Origin of the sequence: Micromonospora sp. CCTCC AA 2012012 (genome assembly GCF_040499845.1) — a bacterium.
GTDB classification, from domain to species: Bacteria; Actinomycetota; Actinomycetes; order Mycobacteriales; family Micromonosporaceae; genus Micromonospora; species Micromonospora mangrovi.
Genome location: NZ_CP159342.1, coordinates 2988689 through 3006334 on the forward strand (window position 1 = coordinate 2988689; position 17646 = coordinate 3006334).

18 protein-coding genes are annotated in these 17646 nt (G+C 72.9%); 3 read left to right on the top strand and 15 right to left on the bottom strand.

The features are described 5' to 3' along the window. Window positions 1–38: 38 nt before the first annotated feature. The 10 genes from ABUL08_RS12925 to pyrR all read right to left on the bottom strand — a co-directional run bounded on the left by ABUL08_RS12925 (window position 39) and on the right by pyrR (window position 11915). Window positions 39–572 carry a nucleoside/nucleotide kinase family protein gene (locus ABUL08_RS12925; RefSeq protein ID WP_350937803.1) on the bottom strand — a complete coding sequence of 178 codons (534 nt, stop codon included), beginning with the start codon at window positions 570–572 and terminating at the stop codon, window positions 39–41. Window positions 573–597: 25 nt separating this feature from the next. After that, window positions 598–915, bottom strand: coding sequence for an integration host factor, actinobacterial type (mihF, locus tag ABUL08_RS12930; RefSeq protein ID WP_013285515.1), 318 nt, complete (start codon window positions 913–915; stop codon window positions 598–600). A gap of 179 nt (window positions 916–1094) precedes the next feature. Further along, window positions 1095–1931, bottom strand: a complete 837-nt coding sequence (gene pyrF / locus ABUL08_RS12935) for an orotidine-5'-phosphate decarboxylase (RefSeq protein ID WP_350937806.1) — start codon at window positions 1929–1931, stop codon at window positions 1095–1097. A 107-nt stretch (window positions 1932–2038) separates the two neighbouring features. After that, the gene (locus ABUL08_RS12940; protein WP_350937807.1) at window positions 2039–3313 is read right to left on the bottom strand and encodes an adenosylmethionine--8-amino-7-oxononanoate transaminase; all 1275 of its coding nucleotides are present in this window, start codon (window positions 3311–3313) and stop codon (window positions 2039–2041) included. Between the two features lie 304 nt (window positions 3314–3617). Then, window positions 3618–4646 carry a quinone-dependent dihydroorotate dehydrogenase gene (locus tag ABUL08_RS12945; RefSeq protein ID WP_350937809.1) on the bottom strand — a complete coding sequence of 343 codons (1029 nt, stop codon included), beginning with the start codon at window positions 4644–4646 and terminating at the stop codon, window positions 3618–3620. After that, window positions 4643–7990, bottom strand: a complete 3348-nt coding sequence (gene carB, locus ABUL08_RS12950) for a carbamoyl-phosphate synthase large subunit (protein WP_350937812.1) — start codon at window positions 7988–7990, stop codon at window positions 4643–4645. The genes ABUL08_RS12945 and carB overlap by 4 nt, the downstream gene beginning before the upstream one ends. Next, entirely contained in the window at window positions 7983–9128 is a 1146-nt protein-coding gene (gene carA / locus ABUL08_RS12955; protein ID WP_350937814.1) for a glutamine-hydrolyzing carbamoyl-phosphate synthase small subunit, read from the bottom strand. Before carA ends, carB begins: the two co-directional genes overlap by 8 nt. Further along, complete coding sequence (locus tag ABUL08_RS12960; protein ID WP_350937815.1) at window positions 9125–10402, bottom strand: dihydroorotase; 1278 nt, start codon at window positions 10400–10402, stop codon at window positions 9125–9127. Before ABUL08_RS12960 ends, carA begins: the two co-directional genes overlap by 4 nt. Next, window positions 10399–11325, bottom strand: a complete 927-nt coding sequence (locus ABUL08_RS12965) for an aspartate carbamoyltransferase catalytic subunit (protein ID WP_350937817.1) — start codon at window positions 11323–11325, stop codon at window positions 10399–10401. Before ABUL08_RS12965 ends, ABUL08_RS12960 begins: the two co-directional genes overlap by 4 nt. Next, entirely contained in the window at window positions 11322–11915 is a 594-nt protein-coding gene (pyrR, locus tag ABUL08_RS12970; protein WP_350937819.1) for a bifunctional pyr operon transcriptional regulator/uracil phosphoribosyltransferase PyrR, read from the bottom strand. The genes ABUL08_RS12965 and pyrR overlap by 4 nt, the downstream gene beginning before the upstream one ends. A 287-nt stretch (window positions 11916–12202) precedes the next feature. Between pyrR and bldD the strand changes: the two genes are divergently transcribed. Next, on the top strand, window positions 12203–12691 hold the full coding sequence (gene bldD, locus ABUL08_RS12975) for a transcriptional regulator BldD (RefSeq protein ID WP_013285505.1): 489 nt from the start codon (window positions 12203–12205) through the stop codon (window positions 12689–12691). Between the two features lie 64 nt (window positions 12692–12755). Here the strand turns inward: bldD and nusB are convergent, their stop codons facing one another. The 4 genes from nusB to aroB all read right to left on the bottom strand — a co-directional run bounded on the left by nusB (window position 12756) and on the right by aroB (window position 15711). Continuing rightward, a complete protein-coding gene (gene nusB / locus ABUL08_RS12980) occupies window positions 12756–13166 on the bottom strand; it encodes a transcription antitermination factor NusB (RefSeq protein WP_350938606.1) in 411 nt (136 codons plus the stop codon). A gap of 23 nt (window positions 13167–13189) precedes the next feature. After that, window positions 13190–13747 (bottom strand): elongation factor P, encoded by a 558-nt coding sequence (efp, locus tag ABUL08_RS12985; RefSeq protein WP_109802357.1) that lies wholly within the window; start codon window positions 13745–13747, stop codon window positions 13190–13192. 450 nt (window positions 13748–14197) lie between these two features. Further along, complete coding sequence (gene aroQ, locus ABUL08_RS12990) at window positions 14198–14638, bottom strand: type II 3-dehydroquinate dehydratase (RefSeq protein WP_350937820.1); 441 nt, start codon at window positions 14636–14638, stop codon at window positions 14198–14200. Next, window positions 14635–15711 carry a 3-dehydroquinate synthase gene (gene aroB, locus ABUL08_RS12995; protein ID WP_350937822.1) on the bottom strand — a complete coding sequence of 359 codons (1077 nt, stop codon included), beginning with the start codon at window positions 15709–15711 and terminating at the stop codon, window positions 14635–14637. Before aroB ends, aroQ begins: the two co-directional genes overlap by 4 nt. Before the next feature lie 139 nt (window positions 15712–15850). Here aroB and ABUL08_RS13000 point away from each other — a divergent pair, with 139 nt between their 5' ends. Both ABUL08_RS13000 and ABUL08_RS13005 read left to right on the top strand, forming a co-directional pair. Next, window positions 15851–16375, top strand: coding sequence for a DUF2243 domain-containing protein (locus ABUL08_RS13000; protein WP_350937824.1), 525 nt, complete (start codon window positions 15851–15853; stop codon window positions 16373–16375). Further along, window positions 16372–17148 carry a cytochrome c oxidase assembly protein gene (locus ABUL08_RS13005; protein ID WP_350937825.1) on the top strand — a complete coding sequence of 259 codons (777 nt, stop codon included), beginning with the start codon at window positions 16372–16374 and terminating at the stop codon, window positions 17146–17148. The genes ABUL08_RS13000 and ABUL08_RS13005 overlap by 4 nt, the downstream gene beginning before the upstream one ends. Here the strand turns inward: ABUL08_RS13005 and ABUL08_RS13010 are convergent. Beyond that, on the bottom strand, window positions 17138–17644 hold the full coding sequence (locus tag ABUL08_RS13010; RefSeq protein WP_350938608.1) for a shikimate kinase: 507 nt from the start codon (window positions 17642–17644) through the stop codon (window positions 17138–17140). The genes ABUL08_RS13005 and ABUL08_RS13010 overlap by 11 nt on opposite strands. Between the last annotated feature and the right edge of the window lie 2 nt (window positions 17645–17646).

Consider the following 17646-nt stretch of genomic DNA (forward strand, 5'->3'; position numbering starts at 1 on the left):
CCTCTGCGTCTCTTCACCGCGCGGGCGCGGTGGGTCTCTCAACCGCATCCGCGCGGTTGGGCCGGAGCCAGGAAGGAAGAACCGAGTAAGCCTACCAGCTCGTCGGCTGCCCGCTCGGCACGGTCGTGCCGCACGGTGTGGGCGAAGGCGACCGCCACGGCGGGGTCCGGCCGGTACGCCGGCGGGGCGAGGAGCACCAGCTGGGCGTCGGGCGTCACGGCCCGGACGGCGAGCGCCCCGGGCAGGTCCAGCGGCAGCAGCACCGGCACCCCGGCGGCCAGCCGGTCGCGTACCCCGGCGCGGGGCGTACCGCGCCGGAAGGGTCCGGCCCGGCTCCACTCCAGCAGCTCGCCGGCGGCGATCATGCGGTCGAACGCGGCCGGGTCGACGAAGCACCGGTGGAGCCCGTCGACCTCACCCGGCCGGGGGGGCCGGGTGGTGGCCGGCACGGGCACCCAGGCACGTGCGAAACGCGCCCGGACCAGCTCGACGACACTCTCCCGACCGGCACCCGAAGGTCCCCCCAGGACAGTGAGCCGAGCCGCCGGGCGCGCCTCGTCATCCGTGCTCACTGCTTGTTTCTACACGCTGCCGCGTTCAGTTGGCGGCGAACTCTCCAAGCAGGGCCTTGCGCTGCTGCTCGCCCAGGCCGCGCAGGCGACGGCTGTCGGCGATCTTGAGCTTCTCCATGATCTGGGTGGCCCGGATCTTGCCGATGCCCGGCATCGCCTGGAGGACGGCCGAAACCTTCAGCTTGCCGACGACGTCGTCGGACTCGGCCCGCTCGAGGACGGTGGCGAGGGTGGTCTTGCCCTGCTTGAGCTGCTCCTTCAGCTCAGCACGGGCCTTGCGGATCTCCGCGGCCTTCTCCAGCGCGGCAGCACGCTGTTCGGGGGTCAGTGACGGGAGCGGCACCAGTTCTCCTCAGGTCCCTAACGCGGCGGGCGGGACGCACCGCCGCTTCTGTGAAACGTGGTGTCGCTGGCAACCAAAGGGGTCCGTGGTTCCCAGCGCGGGGAAAACTAGCGGTCAACGGAGCTTTCGGCAACGTGGGCACGCGAAGATCAACGGAAAGTGACCGAGCTGTCAGTCAGTCACGCGCCGGTCAGGGCGGCCCGGCAGTCGGCCAGGACCCGCTCCGCGGCGGCCCGCAGGGCGGCGGTGTCCGGGCCCGCGTGCAGCACCTCCCGGGAGTACGACGGCAGCACCGACGGGAGGCTGGAGCCGAAGACCGTACGCAGCCCGGCGGCCGTCCCGCCCTGCGCGCCGAGGCCCGGAGCGAGCAGCGGACCGTTCACCCCGGAGAGGTCGTGACCGGTGTCGCCGATCGTCGCGCCGACCACCAGACCGAAGCTGCCGAGCGGCTCCGCACCCCTGTTGAGCTGGGAAATCTCGTCGATCACGGTCTGCGCGACGGTCCGCCCGTCGGCCGTGACGGCGCGCTGCACGGCGGCTCCCTCGGGGTTCGAGGTGAGGGCCAGCACGAAGACCCCGCCGCCGTGCGCGGCGGCCAGCTCGAACATCGGTGCCAGCGAACCTACTCCCAGGTAGGGGCTCGCGGTCACCGCGTCGACATACAGCGGGCTGGATGGATCGAGGTACGCGGCGGCGTACGCGGCGACCGTCGAACCGATGTCCCCGCGCTTGACGTCAAGCAGAACGAGCGAGCCGGCATCGCGCAACTGTCGGATAGTTGACTCAAGAATTCCGACACCCTGGGACCCGAAGCGCTCGAAAAAGGCCGACTGGGGCTTGACGACCGCCACCCGGTCCCCCAGCGCCTCCACCACGGTCCGGCTGAACCGGTCGAGACCCCGTACGTCGTCGGAGAGCCCCCAGCGGGCCAGCAGCCCCGGATGCGGGTCGATCCCCACGCAGAGCGGTCCCCGCTCGGTCACGGCCCGGTGCAGGCGGGCGCCGAAGCTCTCCATCACGACTCTCCCTCTTCCGTCCCGCGGCACCCCGCCACGGTGGTCGTACGGCGGTGGACGCCGCCGCTCGTCGTCCCTCGTGCCGGCGCCGGGGCCGGCGGGACCGTTCAGCCGGCCGCGACCGCCGCCCGGATCCCGGTGACGATCCGGGCGACGTCGGCCTCGTCGGTCACGTACGGCGGCATGGTGTAGATCAGGTCCCGGAAGGGGCGCAGCCAGACGCCCTGCGCCACCGCGGCGGCGGTGGCCCGGGCCAGGTCGACCTCGTGGTCGAGCTGCACCACGCCGATCGCGCCGAGCACCCGCACGTCGGCCACCCCCGGCGCCCCCCGCAACGGCTCCAGCCCTTCGCGCAGGCCGCGCGCGATCGTCGCCACCCGTCCGGCCCAGTCGCCGCCGGTCAGCAGCCCCAGCGAGGCGTTGGCGACCGCACAGGCCAGCGGGTTGCCCATGAAGGTGGGGCCGTGCGCCAGCACCCCGTCGGCGGAGATGCCCCGGGCGATCTCCGGCGTGCAGAGCGCCGCGGCCAGGGTCAGGTAGCCGCCGGTCAGCGCCTTGCCCACACAGAGCACGTCCGGGACCACCCCGGCGTGCTCGGCGGCGAACATCGCGCCGGTCCGGCCGAACCCGGTGGCGATCTCGTCGAAGACCAGCAGGACGCCGTGCGCGCGGGTCACCTCGCGCAGCACCCGCAGGTAGTGCGGGTGGTGGAAACGCATCCCGCCGGCGCCCTGCACCACCGGTTCCACGATCACCGCGGCCAGCTCGTCGGCGTGCCGCTCCACCGCGTCCACCAGGGCCTGCTCGTACGCGGGGTCGGGCGGGGCGTCGAAGCCGGCCGGGGGCACCGGGGCGAAGACCTGCCGGGGCAGCACGTCCCCCCAGAGGTGGTGCATGCCGCCCTCGGGGTCGCAGACGCTCATCGGGTGGAAGGTGTCGCCGTGGTAGCCACCCCGCCAGGTGCCGAGCCGGTGCCGCTGCGGGCGGCCGGTGGCCCGCTGGTACTGCAGGCACATCTTCACCGCCACCTCGACGCTCACCGAGCCGGAGTCGGCGAGGAAGACGTGCTCCAGGCCCTCCGGGGACAGCTCGACCAGCGTGCGCGCCAGCCGGACCGCCGGCTCGTGGGTCAACCCGCCGAACATCACGTGGCTCATCCGGCCGAGCTGGTCGGTCACGGCGGCGTCCAGCACCGGGTGGCGGTAGCCGTGGATGGCCGCCCACCAGGACGACATCCCGTCCACCAGCTCCCGACCGTCGGCCAGCCGCAGCCGTACGCCCTCGGCGCTCTGGACCACGTACGGCGGGCCGGCCGGCGGCAGCGCCGCGTACGGGTGCCACACGTGCGCCCGGTCGGCGGCCAGGATCTCCTCGGGGGTCATGCGCTTCCCTTCGTCCTCTCGCGCCGCCAGCTGGGCGCCGGCCGGCGCGGGCGGTCGGGGCGGGCCGCTGCGCGCGGCGGCGGGGCCGGACGGTCCGGGTGGACGGCCGGGCCGCGCCCCGGCAGGGCCGGGCAGCCTCGGCGCGCCGCCTTTGCTCTGCTTACATGGGCGCGGCAGTTGTCGTCCGACATCCGGACGCCGGGTGCTGCGTCGGTGTGTGCAGAGCAAAGGGAGCGCCGGGACACCCTCGCCCGGCCACGACCCACCGTCTCCCCGCCCGCACCCACCGTCGACCGGTGCCGGCTCACCGCCGGCCGGCCGGTACCGCCGCCGCCCGGGCGGCGGCCCGGACCAGCGCCGGACCCCGGTAGATGAACCCGGTGTAGAGCTGCACCAGGCTGGCGCCGGCGTCGAACATCCGCGCCGCGTCGTCCTGGTCGAGGATGCCCCCCACCCCGACGACGGGGAGCCGACCGCCGGTCTCCCGGTGCACGAACGAGACCACCTCGCGGGCGCGTCCGGTGAGCGGACGGCCCGACAGGCCGCCGGCCTCCGCGCCGCGCTCCCGGTCGGCCGGTGCCAGCCCGTCCCGGGACAGCGTCGTGTTGGTGGCGATCACCCCGGCCGCGCCCCGGTCCAGGCAGACCTCCAGCAGCTCGGCGATGGCCGGCTCGGTCAGGTCGGGGGCGATCTTCACCAGCACGGGCTTCTCCCCCACCAGCGCCGTGAGCAGCGCGTCCAGGTGGGACCGGTCCTGCAGGGACCGCAGCCCCGGCGTGTTCGGCGAGGAGACGTTGACCGCGAAGTAGTCACCGTGCCCCTTCAACGCCCGGTAGGAGGCCAGGTAGTCCTCGACCGCCTCGTCCAGCGGAGTCACCTTGGACTTGCCGAGCGAGATGCCCAGCGGCACCCCGATCGGGCGCGGCAGCGCCGCCAGCCGGGCGGCCAGCCCCGCCGCCCCGGCGTTGTTGAAGCCCATCCGGTTGACCACGGCCTCGCTGTCGCGCAGGCGGAACAGCCGGGGCCGGGGATTGCCCGGCTGGGCGTGCGCGGTGACCGTGCCGACCTCGACGAAGCCGAAGCCCAGCGCCGGCCAGGCCGGCAGCGCCGCCCCGTCCTTGTCCATCCCGGCCGCCAGCCCCACCGGGTTCGGGAACCGGACGCCGAAGACCGTGCGCGGCGCGTCGACCGCGTACCGGGCGCGCAGCGCCGCGAGGGCCGCCGGCCGGCGGGACAGCCCCGCCAGCCGGTGCAGCGTCCACTCGTGCGCCCGCTCGGCGTCCCCGCCCCCGATCCGGAACAGCTGCGGCCGCACCACCCGCTCGAAGATCACTGGGCGGCCCGCAGCGCGGCGTGCAGCTCCTGGAGCGGCCGGACCCGCATGTCACCCCGGATCCGGGCCTCGATGCCCATCACCGCCGCCGCCGCACCCGGCACCGTGGTGATGCAGGGGATGTCGGCGGTGACCGCGGCGCTGCGGATCTCGTACCCGTCGGAGCGGGCGCTCGCGCCGGAACCCTGCGGGGTGTTCACCACCAGCGCCACGTCACCGCCGAGGATCAGCGACACCGCGTCCTCGCCCTCGCCCGCCTCGTAGTGCTTGCGGATCTGCTCGCAGGCGATGCCGTGCCGGCGCAGCACCTCGGCCGTGCCGGTGGTGGCGACGATTTCGAAGCCCAGGTCCGCGAGGCGCTTGATCGGGAAGATCATGCCGCGCTTGTCCCGGTTGGCCACCGAGACGAAGATCTTCCCGGCGGTCGGCAGCGACCCGTACGCGGCGGACTGCGACTTGGCGAAGGCGTGCCCGAAGTTGGTGTCGATGCCCATCACCTCGCCGGTGGACTTCATCTCCGGCCCGAGCAGCGAGTCGATGCCCTTGCCCGACGGGGTGCGGAACCGCTTGAACGGCAGCACCGCCTCCTTCACCGCGATCGGGGCGTCCGCCGGCATCTCGCCGCCGTCCCCGGTCGCCGGGAGCAGCCCCTCGGCGCGCAGCTCCGCGATGGTGGCGCCGAGCGCGATCCGGGCCGCCGCCTTGGCCAGCGGCACCGCGGTCGCCTTGGAGACGAACGGCACCGTCCGGGACGCCCGCGGATTCGCCTCCAGCACGTAGAGCATGTCGTCCTTGAGCGCGTACTGGACGTTGAGCAGGCCCTTCACCCCGACGCCCCGGGCGATCGCCTCGGTGTAGCGCCGCACCTGCGCCAGGTGCGAGCCGGCCAGGGTGATCGGGGGCAGCGCGCAGGACGAGTCGCCGGAGTGGATGCCGGCCTCCTCGATGTGCTCCATCACGCCGCCGAGGTAGACGTCACCGTCGGCGTCGACCAGCGCGTCCACGTCGATCTCGATGGCGTCGTCGAGGAAGCGGTCCACCAGCACCGGGTGGTCCGGGGAGATGTCGGTGGCCCGGCCGATGTAGGCGCGCAGCGTGGCGTCGTCGTAGACGATCTCCATGCCCCGCCCGCCGAGCACGTACGACGGCCGGACCAGCACCGGGTAGCCGATCTCGTCGGCGATCGCCTTCGCCTCGTCGTACGAGGTGGCCATGCCGTGCGCGGGGGCGCGCAGCCCGGCCCGGGCCAGCACCGCGCCGAACGCGCCGCGCTCCTCGGCCAGGTGGATCGACTCCGGGGAGGTGCCGACCACCGGGACCCCGGCGTTCTTGAGCCGCTGGGCCAGACCGAGCGGGGTCTGCCCGCCGAGCTGCACGATCACGCCGACCACGCCGGGGCCACCGGCCGCCTTGCCGGAGGAGTCCTCGGAGTGCCAGACCTCCAGCACGTCCTCGAAGGTCAGCGGCTCGAAGTAGAGCCGGTCGGCGGTGTCGTAGTCGGTGGAGACGGTCTCCGGGTTGCAGTTGACCATGACGGTCTCGTAGCCCACCCCGCGCAGCGCCATCACCGCGTGCACGCAGGAGTAGTCGAACTCGATGCCCTGCCCGATCCGGTTCGGCCCGGAGCCGAGGATGAGCACCTTGGGCCGGTCCGAGGGCGTGACCTCGGTCTCCTGGTCGTAGGTGGAGTAGTGGTACGGGGTGGCGGCCTCGAACTCGGCGGCGCAGGTGTCCACCGTCTTGTAGACCGGCCGGATGCCGAGCCGGTGCCGCAGGGTGCGGACGCCGTCCTCGGCGGCCAGCTCCGGGCGGAGCGCGGCGAGCTGCCGGTCGGACAGGCCCGCCCGCTTCGCCCGGCGCAGCAGCTCCGCGTCCAGCACCGCGGCGTCCACGATCTCCTGGCGCAGCTCCACCAGGGCGGCGATCTGGTCCAGGAACCAGGGGTCCATCCCGCCGGACGCCTCGGCGACCTCGGCGATGGACGCACCGAGCCGCAGCGCCCGTTCGACCGTGTAGAGCCGGCCGTCGTGCGGCATCTTCAGCGCGGCGAGGGTGTTCTCCTTCGTCGCCCCCTGCGGGTCCGGCACACTCCAGAACCCGGCGGAGCCGGTCTCCATCGAGCGCATCGCCTTGTTCAGCGCCTCGGTGAAGTTGCGGCCGAGGCTCATCGCCTCGCCCACCGACTTCATGGTGGTGGTCAGCTCCGGGTCCGCGCCGGGGAACTTCTCGAACGCGAACCGGGGGATCTTCACCACCACGTAGTCGAGCGTCGGCTCGAACGCGGCGGGCGTCTTCAGGGTGATGTCGTTGGGGATCTCGTCCAGGGTGTACCCGATGGCGAGCTTCGCCGCGATCTTCGCGATCGGGAAGCCGGTCGCCTTCGAGGCCAGCGCCGAGGAGCGGGACACCCGGGGGTTCATCTCGATCACGACGATCCGGCCGTCGGCCGGGTTGACCGCGAACTGGATGTTGCACCCGCCGGTGTCCACCCCGACCTCGCGCAGCACCGCGATGCCCAGGTCCCGCAGGTTCTGGTACTCCCGGTCGGTCAGCGTCATGGACGGGGCCACGGTGACGCTGTCGCCGGTGTGCACGCCCATCGGGTCGATGTTCTCGATCGAGCAGACCACCACCACGTTGTCGTGCCGGTCGCGCATCAGTTCGAGCTCGTACTCCTTCCAGCCGAGCACGCTCTCCTCGATGAGCACCTCGTGCACCGGGCTGGCGGCCAGGCCCGAGCCGGCGATGCGCTCCAGGTCCTCGTCGGTGTGCGCCATGCCGGAGCCCAGGCCGCCCATGGTGAACGACGGCCGGATCACCACCGGCAGGCCCAGCTCGGCGACGGTCTCGCGGACCTCGTCCATCGAGTGGCAGACCCGCGAGCGCGGGGTCAGCGCGGACGGGTCCTCGATGCCGAGCCGGACGCCCGCCTTGGCGACGATGTCCTTGAACAGCTGCCGGTCCTCGCCGCGGTGGATCGCCTCGATGTTGGCGCCGATCAGCTCGACGCCGTACTTCTCCAGGACGCCCGCCTCGTGCAGGGCGACCGCGGTGTTCAGCGCGGTCTGCCCGCCCAGGGTGGGCAGCAGCGCGTCGGGGCGTTCCTTGGCGATGACCAGCTCGACGAACTCCGGGGTGATCGGCTCGACGTAGGTGGCGTCGGCGAACTCCGGGTCGGTCATGATCGTGGCCGGGTTGGAGTTGACCAGGCTGACCCGGATCCCCTCGCTGCGCAGCACCCGGCACGCCTGGGTGCCGGAGTAGTCGAACTCGCAGGCCTGACCGATGACGATCGGCCCGGAGCCGATCACCATGATGTGCTTGAGATCGGTGCGCTTAGGCATTCCTACCGCCTTCGATGAGCTCCGCGAAACGGTCGAACAGGTAGTCCGCGTCGTGCGGGCCGGCCGCCGCCTCCGGGTGGTACTGGACGGTGAAGGCGGGCACGTCCAGCGCCCGCAGCCCCTCGACCACGTTGTCATTGAGGCAGACGTGACTGACCTGGACGCCGCCGAATCCGGTGTCGATCACCTGGTCGGGGACGACCGCGCCGGCCTGCGCGCCCGGCACCTCGACCGCGAAGCCGTGGTTGTGGCTGGTCACCTCGACCTTGCCGGTGACCCGGTCGAGCACCGGCTGGTTGATGCCGCGGTGGCCGTAGCCCAGCTTGTAGGTGCCGAAGCCGAGCGCCCGGCCGAGGATCTGGCTGCCGAAGCAGATGCCGAAGAGCGGGATCCGCCGGGTCAGCACCTCCCGGGCCAGCGAGACCGGGCCGTCGGCGGTGGCCGGGTCGCCCGGGCCGGGTGAGAAGAAGACCGCGTCCGCGCCGGTGGCGACCAGGTCGTCGATGCTCGACCCGGCGGGCAGCACGTGGGTGGTCACCCCGCGGGCGGCGAGCCGGCGCGGCACGTTCCGCTTGATGCCCAGGTCCAGGGCGGCGACGGTGAACCGGTGCTCCCCCTCGGCCGCCACCACGTACGGCTGCTCGGTGGTCACCTCGGCGGAGAGGTCCGCGCCGACCATCTGCGGCGACCGGCGGACCCGCTCCAGCAGGGCGCGCGGGTCGTCGTCGACGCTGGAGATGCCGACCCGCATCGCGCCGCGTTCGCGCAGGTGCCGGGTGAGCGCGCGGGTGTCCACGCCGCTGATGCCGACGACGCCCTCGGCGGCGAGCCGGTCCTCCAGCCCGCCGGTGGCCCGCCAGTTCGAGCCGATCCGGGCGGGGTCGCGGACCACGTACCCGGCGACCCAGATCCGGGTGGACTCGTCGTCCTCGCCGTTGACGCCGGTGTTGCCGATGTGCGGGGCGGTCTGCACCACCACCTGGCGGTGGTAGGACGGGTCGGTCAGGGTCTCCTGGTAGCCGGTCATGCCGGTGTTGAAGACCGCCTCGCCGAAGGTCTCCCCGACGCTGCCGTACGCCTCGCCGTGGAAGGTGCGCCCGTCCTCGAGGACGAGGATCGCTGATCGTCTCCGGGTCACTTGATTGCCTTTCCGTCCAGGACCGTCGGCTCGCCGCGCAGGAAGGTCGCCACGATGCGACCCGGCAGCGTCATGCGGGCGTACGGGGTGTTGCGGCTGCGGCTGGCCAGCTCGGCCGGTTCGATGACGCGGCGGGCGGCCGGGTCGACCAGGGTCAGGTTGGCCGGCACCCCGGGGGCGGGGTCGAGGCCGTGCCCGGTCAGGCCGGCGATCCGGGCCGGGGCCCGGGACATCCGCTCGGCGATCAGGTCCCACTGCGGGCCGAGCACGTCGAGGGCGATGGAGAGCGCCGTCTCCAGGCCGAGCATCCCCGGCCGGGCGTACGCCCACTCGCACTCCTTGTCCTCCACGGCGTGCGGGGCGTGGTCGGTGGCGATGATGTCGATCACGCCCTCGGCGAGGGCGGCGCGGAGCGCGGCGATGTCGGTGGCCGTCCGCAGCGGCGGGTTGACCTTGTAGACCGGGTCGTACGTCTCGGCGTGAGCGTCGGTGAGCAGCAGGTGGTGCGGGGTGACCTCGGCGGTGACCTTCACCCCGCGCGCCTTGGCCTGGCGCAGCACCTCGACGCTGCCGGCGGTGGAGACGTGGCAGACGTGCAGTCGGCTGCCGACGTGCTCGGCGAGCAGCACGTCCCGGGCGATGATCGCCTCCTCGGCGACCGCCGGCCAGCCGGTCAGCCCGAGCCGGGTGGAGACCTCGCCCTCGTGCATCTGCGCGCCCTCGGTGAGCCGGGGCTCCTCGGCGTGCTGGGCGATGATCCCGTCGAACGCCTTGACGTACTCCAACGCCCGGCGCATCAGCTTCGGGTCGGCGACGCAGTGCCCGTCGTCGGAGAAGATCCGCACCCGGGCCGCCGAGTCGGCCATCGCGCCCAGCTCGGCGAGCTGCTCGCCGGCCAGGCCGACGGTGACCGCGCCGATCGGCTGCACGTCGACCAGCCCGGCCTCCCGGCCGAGCCGCCAGACCTGCTCGACCACGCCGGCGGTGTCGGCGACCGGGGAGGTGTTGGCCATCGCGCAGACCGCCGTGTAGCCGCCGAGCGCCGCCGCCCGGGACCCGGTCTCCACGGTCTCGGCGTCCTCCCGGCCGGGCTCGCGCAGGTGGGTGTGCAGGTCGACCAGGCCGGGCAGGGCGACCAGCCCGGTGCCGTCGAGCACGGTGGCGTCCGGCGCGCTGAGCGCGGCGCCGGTCTCCGCGACGACGCCGTCGCGGATCAGCAGGTCGGTCGGCTCCGCGCCGACCACGCTCACGCTCTTGATCAGGTACGCGGTCACCGGTTGTTCCCTCCGAGCAGCAGATAGAGGACGGCCATCCGCACGGAGACCCCGTTGGCGACCTGTTCGACGATGGTGGAGCGGGGTGAGTCGGCGACCTCGGGAGTGATCTCCATGCCGCGGTTCATCGGGCCGGGGTGCATGACGATGGCGTGCTCCGGGAGCCGCCGCATGCGCGCGCCGTCGAGGCCGTAGCGGCGGGCGTACTCGCGGGCGGAGGGGAAGTAGGAGTCGTTCATCCGTTCCCGCTGCACCCGCAGCATCATCACCACGTCCACGCCGCCGAGGACGCTGTCGAGGTCGTAGGAGACGTCGGTGCCGGGCGCGAGGGCCGCCGCGATGTCGACCGGGATGAGCGTGGGCGGCCCGACCAGGGTGACCTTGGCGCCGAGGGTGGACAGCAGCAGCACGTTGGAGCGGGCCACCCGGGAGTGCAGCACGTCCCCGACGACCGCGACGTGCAGGCCGGCGAGCCGGCCCAGCCGGGAGCGCATGGTGTACGCGTCGAGCAGCGCCTGGGTGGGGTGCTCGTGGGTGCCGTCGCCGGCGTTGACCACCGAGCCGTCCACCCAGTTCGCCAGCCGGTGCGGGGCCCCGGAGGCCGGGTGCCGGACGACCACCGCGTCGGCCCCCATCGCCTGGAGGGTGAGCGCGGTGTCCTTCAGGCTCTCGCCCTTGGTGACGCTGGAGCCCTTGGCGGAGAAGTTGATCACGTCGGCGCTGAGCCGCTTGGCGGCCGCCTCGAAGGAGATCCGGGTCCGGGTGGAGTCCTCGTAGAAGAGGTTCACCACGGTCCGGCCGCGCAGCGCGGGGAGCTTCTTGACCTCCCGGCCGGCGACCGTGGCCATCTCGCCGGCGGTGTCGAGGATGAGCGTGGCGGTCTCGGCGTCGAGGTCGGCGCCGGAGAGCAGGTGGGTGATCACTGGGCCGGCCTTTCGGTCGCGCCGAGCAGCCGGACCTCGTCGGTGCCGTCGGTCTCGGCGAGGGTGACCTTGACGTTCTCGGCGAGCGAGGTGGGGATGTTCTTGCCCACGTAGTCGGCGCGGATCGGCAGCTGCCGGTGTCCCCGGTCCACCAGGACCGCGAGCTGCACCGAGGCGGGGCGGCCGACGTCGTTGAGGGCGTCGAGCGCGGCCCGGACCGTCCGACCGGAGAAGAGCACGTCGTCGACGAGGATGACCCGCTTGCCGTCGATCCCGCCGGGCGGGAGCTGGGTCGGGCCGACCGCGCGGGTGGCGTGCCGGCGCAGGTCGTCGCGGTAGAGCGTGATGTCGAGCACCCCGACCGGGACGGTCACGTCCTCGAAGGTGCCGATCCGGGCGGCGAGGCGGTTGGCCAGCGGGGCACCGCGGGTGGGAATGCCCAGCAGCACGGTGTCGGCGGCGCCCTGGGTCTTCTCCAGGATCTGGTGGGCGATGCGGTCGACCACCCGCGACACGTCGGCGGCGGCGAGGATCACCTTCACCGAGGGTTGTGGTGGCGGCGTTGTCCGGGCAGCCGGTGGGTAGGCCACGGCGGACCTCCTTCCCCGCCTCACGGGACGGGTCGTTAAAGGACGTCTGACTTCACCGGTCGGCCCGCGCGGGGCGCGGACCGGGGCTTCCGGCCACGTTACCAGCGGTCACCGGGCAGATCGCGGGCGGTACTGACCCCAGGATCAGGGTGGAGAAATGCGGATAACTCCCCCCGTGCACCCCAACGGTAATGTCACGACCACTTGACCACGTGTCGCAATCCCCGTACCGTCACGCTCCGTAGCGATCGCTGGGAGAACCCCAAAGCAGCACTGGGAGTGTCCGAATGCCCTCTGAATACGCCAAGTCGCTGGGCGCCCGCCTGCGCTCCATCCGCCAGCAGCAGGGTCTGTCCCTGCAGGGGGTGGAGGAGAAGTCGAACGGGCGGTGGAAGGCCGTGGTGGTCGGCTCGTACGAGCGCGGCGACCGGGCCGTCACCGTGTCCCGCCTGGCGGAGCTGGCCGACTTCTACCGCGTTCCCGTCTCGGAGCTCCTGCCCGACGGCAGCGGGGTGCGTCACGAGCCCACCAGCAAGATCGTCCTGGACCTGGAGCGGCTGTACGACGAGGCCTCCGAGGACCTCGCCTACGTCGCCCGGTACGCCCGCGCGATCCAGCAGCAGCGCGGCGACTACAACGGCCGGGTGCTCTCCATCCGCGCCGACGACCTGCGTGCCCTCGCGATCGTCTACGACGCCTCGCCGTCGGGCCTGATCGAGCGGCTCACCGAGCACGGGGTGCTGGTCGCCGACCCGCGGGCGTTCTTCGCCTCCTGACCCGCTGTCACCACGAAGGGCCCGTGCCGTCCGGCACGGGCCCTTTCGTCGTACGTGGCGCGGGTCAGCGGGTGGCGTACTCCGCGATCCGGCCGAGCACCCCGTTGAGGAAGCGCGGCGAGTCGTCGGTCGACATCTGCCGGGCCAGCTCGACGGCCTCGCTGATCGCCACCGCGTCGTCGATGTCGTCGACGTAGAGCAGCTCGTAGACGGCGATCCGGGCGAGGTTGCGGTCGACCGTCGGCATCCGGTCGAGCGTCCAGCCCTCGGCGTAGCTGGCGATCAGCTCGTCGATCCGGTCCAGGTGCGCGGCGACGCCCTCGACCAGGCTGACCGCGTACCCCAGGTGCTCGGGCCGGGGCTTCTCGATCCGCTCGACGTAGCCGGCGAGCACGTCGACCGGGGGCCGGTCCCGCAGGTCGGCCTCGAAGAGCACGTCCAGCGCCCGCTTGCGCGCCTTGCGGCGCGCCGGCATCTGCTGCTTGGGCCCCTCAGCCATCAGGCGCGGCCGAGGTAACGGCCGTCGCGGGTGTCGACCTTGATCTTCTCGCCGGTGGTGATGAAGAGCGGCACCTGCACGGTCGCGCCGGTCTCGACGGTGGCCGGCTTGTTGCCGCCGGTGGACCGGTCGCCCTGCAGACCCGGCTCGGTGTAGGTGACCTCGAGCACGACGGAGGTCGGCAGCTCGATGTAGAGCGGCACGCTCTCGTGGGTGGCGACGGTCGCCTCGGCCTCGGGGAGGAGGTAGTTGGCGGCCTCGCCGACGGTGCCGCCGGGGACGGTGATCTGGTCGAACGTCTCCAGATCCATGAAGACGTAGTCCTCGCCGTCGGCGTACAGGTACTGCATGGTGCGCTTGTCGACGGTGGCGGTCTCGACCTTGGTGCCCGCGTTGAAGGTCTTGTCGACGACCTTGCCGGACAGCACGTTCTTCAGCGTGGTGCGCACGAAGGCCCCACCCTTACCGGGCTTGACGTGCTGGAACTCGACGACGGCCCACAGCTCTCCGTCGAGGTTGAGTACGAGGCCGTTCTTGAGCTCGTTGGTGGTGGCCATTTCCTGCCTTGATCATCAATTGGCGGACAGACCTGGAAAGTCTACTAGCTGTGTCGAACCGGGACTCCACGCTGCGCCACCGCACGGACCGACCGCCGCGATCGACATGACGGAGAGTGCCCTCCCCGCCACCCGCACCACCCCGCCCTGGCGCCCTTTGCTCTGCAGTCACGGACGCAGCGGTCACCCAAAGTGACGATTGTCACCTCTCGGCCTGCTCCGGACCGCAACGAAAAGACCAGGTCAAACGGGTGCTGCGTCCGTGTGCGCAGAGCAAAGGGGCCGCCACGAGGGTCCGGTCCCTAGCGTGCCGACCGTCACCCATGGTGCCGACCCTTCGGCAACAAGGGTCACGGAAGGTCACCGACGATGGACCAGCGGGCGACCGGAGAACCGCGCGACGGGCGCACCCGCCCCCTCCGCCGCCGAGCGGGCGCCGACCCGGAGCGGTCAGGCGCCGGCGTCGCGGCGGGCGGCGAGGTGGTGCAGGGCGAGCCGGTAGCCGTCCACGCCGAGCCCGCAGATCACCCCGGTCGCCACCGCGGAGACCACCGAGTGGTGCCGGAACTCCTCGCGGGCGTGGATGTTGGAGATGTGCACCTCGACCAGCGGCCCGCGCAGCATCGCGCAGGCGTCCCGGACCGCGATCGAATAGTGCGACCAGGCCGCCGGGTTGAGCACCACCGCCGCACCCTCGTCGGCCGCCGCGTGCAGCCAGCCGAGCAGCTCGTGCTCCGCGTCGGTCTGCCGGACCACCACGTCCAGACCCAGCTCACGACCGGTGTCCACGCAACGGTCCACCAGGTCGGCATAGCTGGTCACGCCGTAGACGTCGACCTGGCGGGTGCCGAGCCGACCCAGGTTCGGGCCGTTGAGCACGTACACCCTCATCCGGCGATCTCCCGGTAGGCGGCGTGCAGCAGGTCGTCGTCCGGCCCCTCCAGGATCGCCGGCCGGGCCAGCCCGTCCAGCACCACGAAGCGCAGCGTGCTGCCGCGGGCCTTCTTGTCGACCCGCATCGTGGCGAGCAGCCGCGGCCACGCCTCGGCCGGATAACTGGTCGGCAGGCCGAGCGCCGCCACCGTGCTGCGGTGCCGCTCGGCGGTCGCCGCGTCCAGCCGGCCGGCCAGCCGGGCCAGCGTCGCGGCGTAGACGAGGCCCACCGCGACGGCGTGCCCGTGCCGCCAGCGGTAGCCCTCCACCTTCTCGATCGCGTGTGCCAGTGTGTGCCCGTAGTTGAGCACCTCGCGGAGCCCGGATTCGCGCAGGTCGCCGGAGACCACGTCGGCCTTGACCCGGATCGCCCGTTCGATCAGCTCGCGGGCCACCGGCCCGGTCGGGTCGAGCGCGGCGGCGGGATCGCGTTCGACCAGGTCGAGGATCACCGGGTCCGCGATGAAGCCGCACTTGACCACCTCGGCCATCCCGGCCGCCAGGTCGGCGGGGGGCAGGCTGTCCAGCGTGGCGAGGTCGCAGATCACCCCGGCCGGCGGGTGGAAGGCACCGACCAGGTTCTTGCCGGCGGCGGTGTTGACGCCGGTCTTGCCGCCGACCGCCGCGTCGACCATGCCGAGCAGCGAGGTCGCCACCGGCACCCAGCGCACCCCGCGCAGCCAGCAGGCCGCCACGAAGCCGGCCAGGTCGGTGACGGCGCCGCCACCCACCCCCACCACCGCGTCGGTACGGGTGAACCCGGCCGCGCCGAGCCGGTCCCAGCAGTCGGCGGCGACGTCGATCTGCTTGCCCGCCTCGGCGTCCGGCACCTCGATCAGCAGCGGCGCCACCCCGGCCGCGCGGACCCGTTCGGCGAGCCCCTCAGCCAGCGCCTTCAGCGGCGGCGCGTGCAGGAACGCCACCCGGTCCGCGCCGGGCAGCAGGCGGGGCGGGGGATCGAGCAGGTCGCGTCCCACCAGCACGTCGTACGGCCGCTCGCCGCCGACCGGAATCCGGGTCACCTCGTCCATCGCCGGCAGCCTAGTCGAGTGGACGGCCGCCCGGCGGGCACTGTCCACTTCGTGGCCACCCCGAACCGTCGCCGACGGTTGACCTGGCGACCACAGGCAGTGATCCTGGGGGCCGACCACCAACGGCGGAGGTACGGGCGTGAACCGATCGACCATCGACGGAACGGACATCCGGGTGCCGGCGACGATCCTCGGCGTCGGCCTCGGCGGGTTCGCCGACGGCATCGTGCTGCACCAGGTCCTGCAGTGGCACCACATGCTCAGCAGCACCGGCACCGACCGGATCGGGATCAAGGCGTACCCGGTCGACACCGTGCCCGGGTTGCAGATGAACACCCTCTGGGACGGGCTGTTCCACGTGGTGACCTGGGTGGCGGTGCTGACCGGCCTGGCCCTGCTCTATTCGCGGGTCACCCGCTCGCGGGGCCGGCTGTGGCGCTCCCCCGCCCTCTGGGGCTGGGCGCTGGTCGGGTGGGGGCTGTTCAACCTGGTCGAGGGAATCGTCGACCACCAGATCCTCGGCATCCACCACGTCCACGGCGGGCCGCACCAGCTCGCCTGGGACCTCGGCTTCCTCGTCCTCGGCGCGCTCTTCGTCGGGGCCGGCTGGGCGATCCAACGGCGGGCCGCGGCGGTCGACCTCTGCGCCGTCGAGCGGCCGTGACGTCCACCCACCTCGGGCACCCGGCGGGCGGTTTTCCGCTCGTGGCGCTCGTACCCCTGGTGCTGTTCTGGGCCTATCTGGCCGCGGCGCTGCGGCAGCGGGACGACGGTGGGCGCGGCTGGGACCACCGGCGGACCGCGAGCTTCGGTCTCGGCGCGGCGCTGCTCGTCGCCGGACTGGCCTGGCCCGCGCGCGGCCTGCCCGGCCACATGTGGCAGCACCTGCTGCTCGGCATGCTGGCGCCGCTGGCGCTCGTGCTCGGCGCGCCCGGCACCCTGGCGCTGCGGACGGTGGACCCGCGGGTCGGTCGGGCGGCGCTCCGCCTGCTGCGGCACCCCCTCGCCCGGGTCCTCGCCCACCCGGTGACCGGACTGCTGCTCACCGCCGGCGGTCTCTGGCTGCTCCTGCTGACGCCGCTCTACCGGGCGACGCTGGCGAACCCGTCGCTGCACGCGCTGGTGCACCTGCACTTCGTGCTCAGCGGATACCTCTTCGCGTGGTCCATCGCCGGCCCCGACCCGGGCCCGCACCGGCCCCGCGTGCCGGCGCGCCTGGTGGTGCTCGGCCTCGCGGTGGCGGCGCACGCCACCATCGCCCAACTGCTCTACGCCGGCCTGCTGGTCGACGTCCCGGCGACGGTGGGCGAGCTGCGCGCCGGGGCGATGGTCATGTACTACGGCGGTGACCTCGCCGAGATCCTGCTCGCCCTGGCCCTGCTCGTCACCTGGCGCCCGGAGACCACGCGGGTGCGGCGGGCGGCGCTCAGGGCTTGAGCAGGGCCGCCACCTCGGCGGCGAGCTCCTCCGGGGTACGCCCGTCGGTGACCACGGTCGCCGTCGCCACCTCGGCGTAGAGCGGGCGGCGCTGCTCCATCAGGTGCTTGAGGGTGGCGCGCGGGTTGATCGCCAGCAGCGGACGACCCGCGCCCAGCCCGACCCGCTTCACCGCGTCGGGCAGCTCCACCGAGAGGTGCACCACGGTGTGCCCGATCAGCGCGGCGCGGTTCTCCTCGGCGAGGATCGCGCCGCCGCCGAGGGCGAGCACCCCGCCGTGCGACGCCAGCGCCGCCGCCACCGCCGCCCGTTCGAGGGTACGGAAGTGGTCCTCCCCCTCGTCCACGAAGATCTCCGGGATCGGCTTGCCGGCCAACTGCTCGATGTCGGCGTCGGTGTCCCGGAAGCCGACGCCCAGCGCGGTGGCCAGCGCCTGCCCGACGGTGGTCTTGCCGGAGCCGGGCGCCCCCACCAGCACGCAGACCGGTCGGGTCAGCG

Coding starts and splice junctions, on each gene's coding strand:
- ABUL08_RS12940 (WP_350937807.1), bottom strand. CDS start 3,313: ATGACCCCCGAGGAGATCCTGGCCGCCGACCGGGCGCACGTGTGGCAC.
- aroQ (WP_350937820.1), bottom strand. CDS start 14,638: ATGAGGGTGTACGTGCTCAACGGCCCGAACCTGGGTCGGCTCGGCACC.
- pyrF (WP_350937806.1), bottom strand. CDS start 1,931: ATGGAGAGCTTCGGCGCCCGCCTGCACCGGGCCGTGACCGAGCGGGGA.
- carB (WP_350937812.1), bottom strand. CDS start 7,990: ATGCCTAAGCGCACCGATCTCAAGCACATCATGGTGATCGGCTCCGGG.
- aroB (WP_350937822.1), bottom strand. CDS start 15,711: ATGGACGAGGTGACCCGGATTCCGGTCGGCGGCGAGCGGCCGTACGAC.
- efp (WP_109802357.1), bottom strand. CDS start 13,747: ATGGCCACCACCAACGAGCTCAAGAACGGCCTCGTACTCAACCTCGAC.
- bldD (WP_013285505.1), top strand. CDS start 12,203: ATGCCCTCTGAATACGCCAAGTCGCTGGGCGCCCGCCTGCGCTCCATC.
- nusB (WP_350938606.1), bottom strand. CDS start 13,166: ATGCCGGCGCGCCGCAAGGCGCGCAAGCGGGCGCTGGACGTGCTCTTC.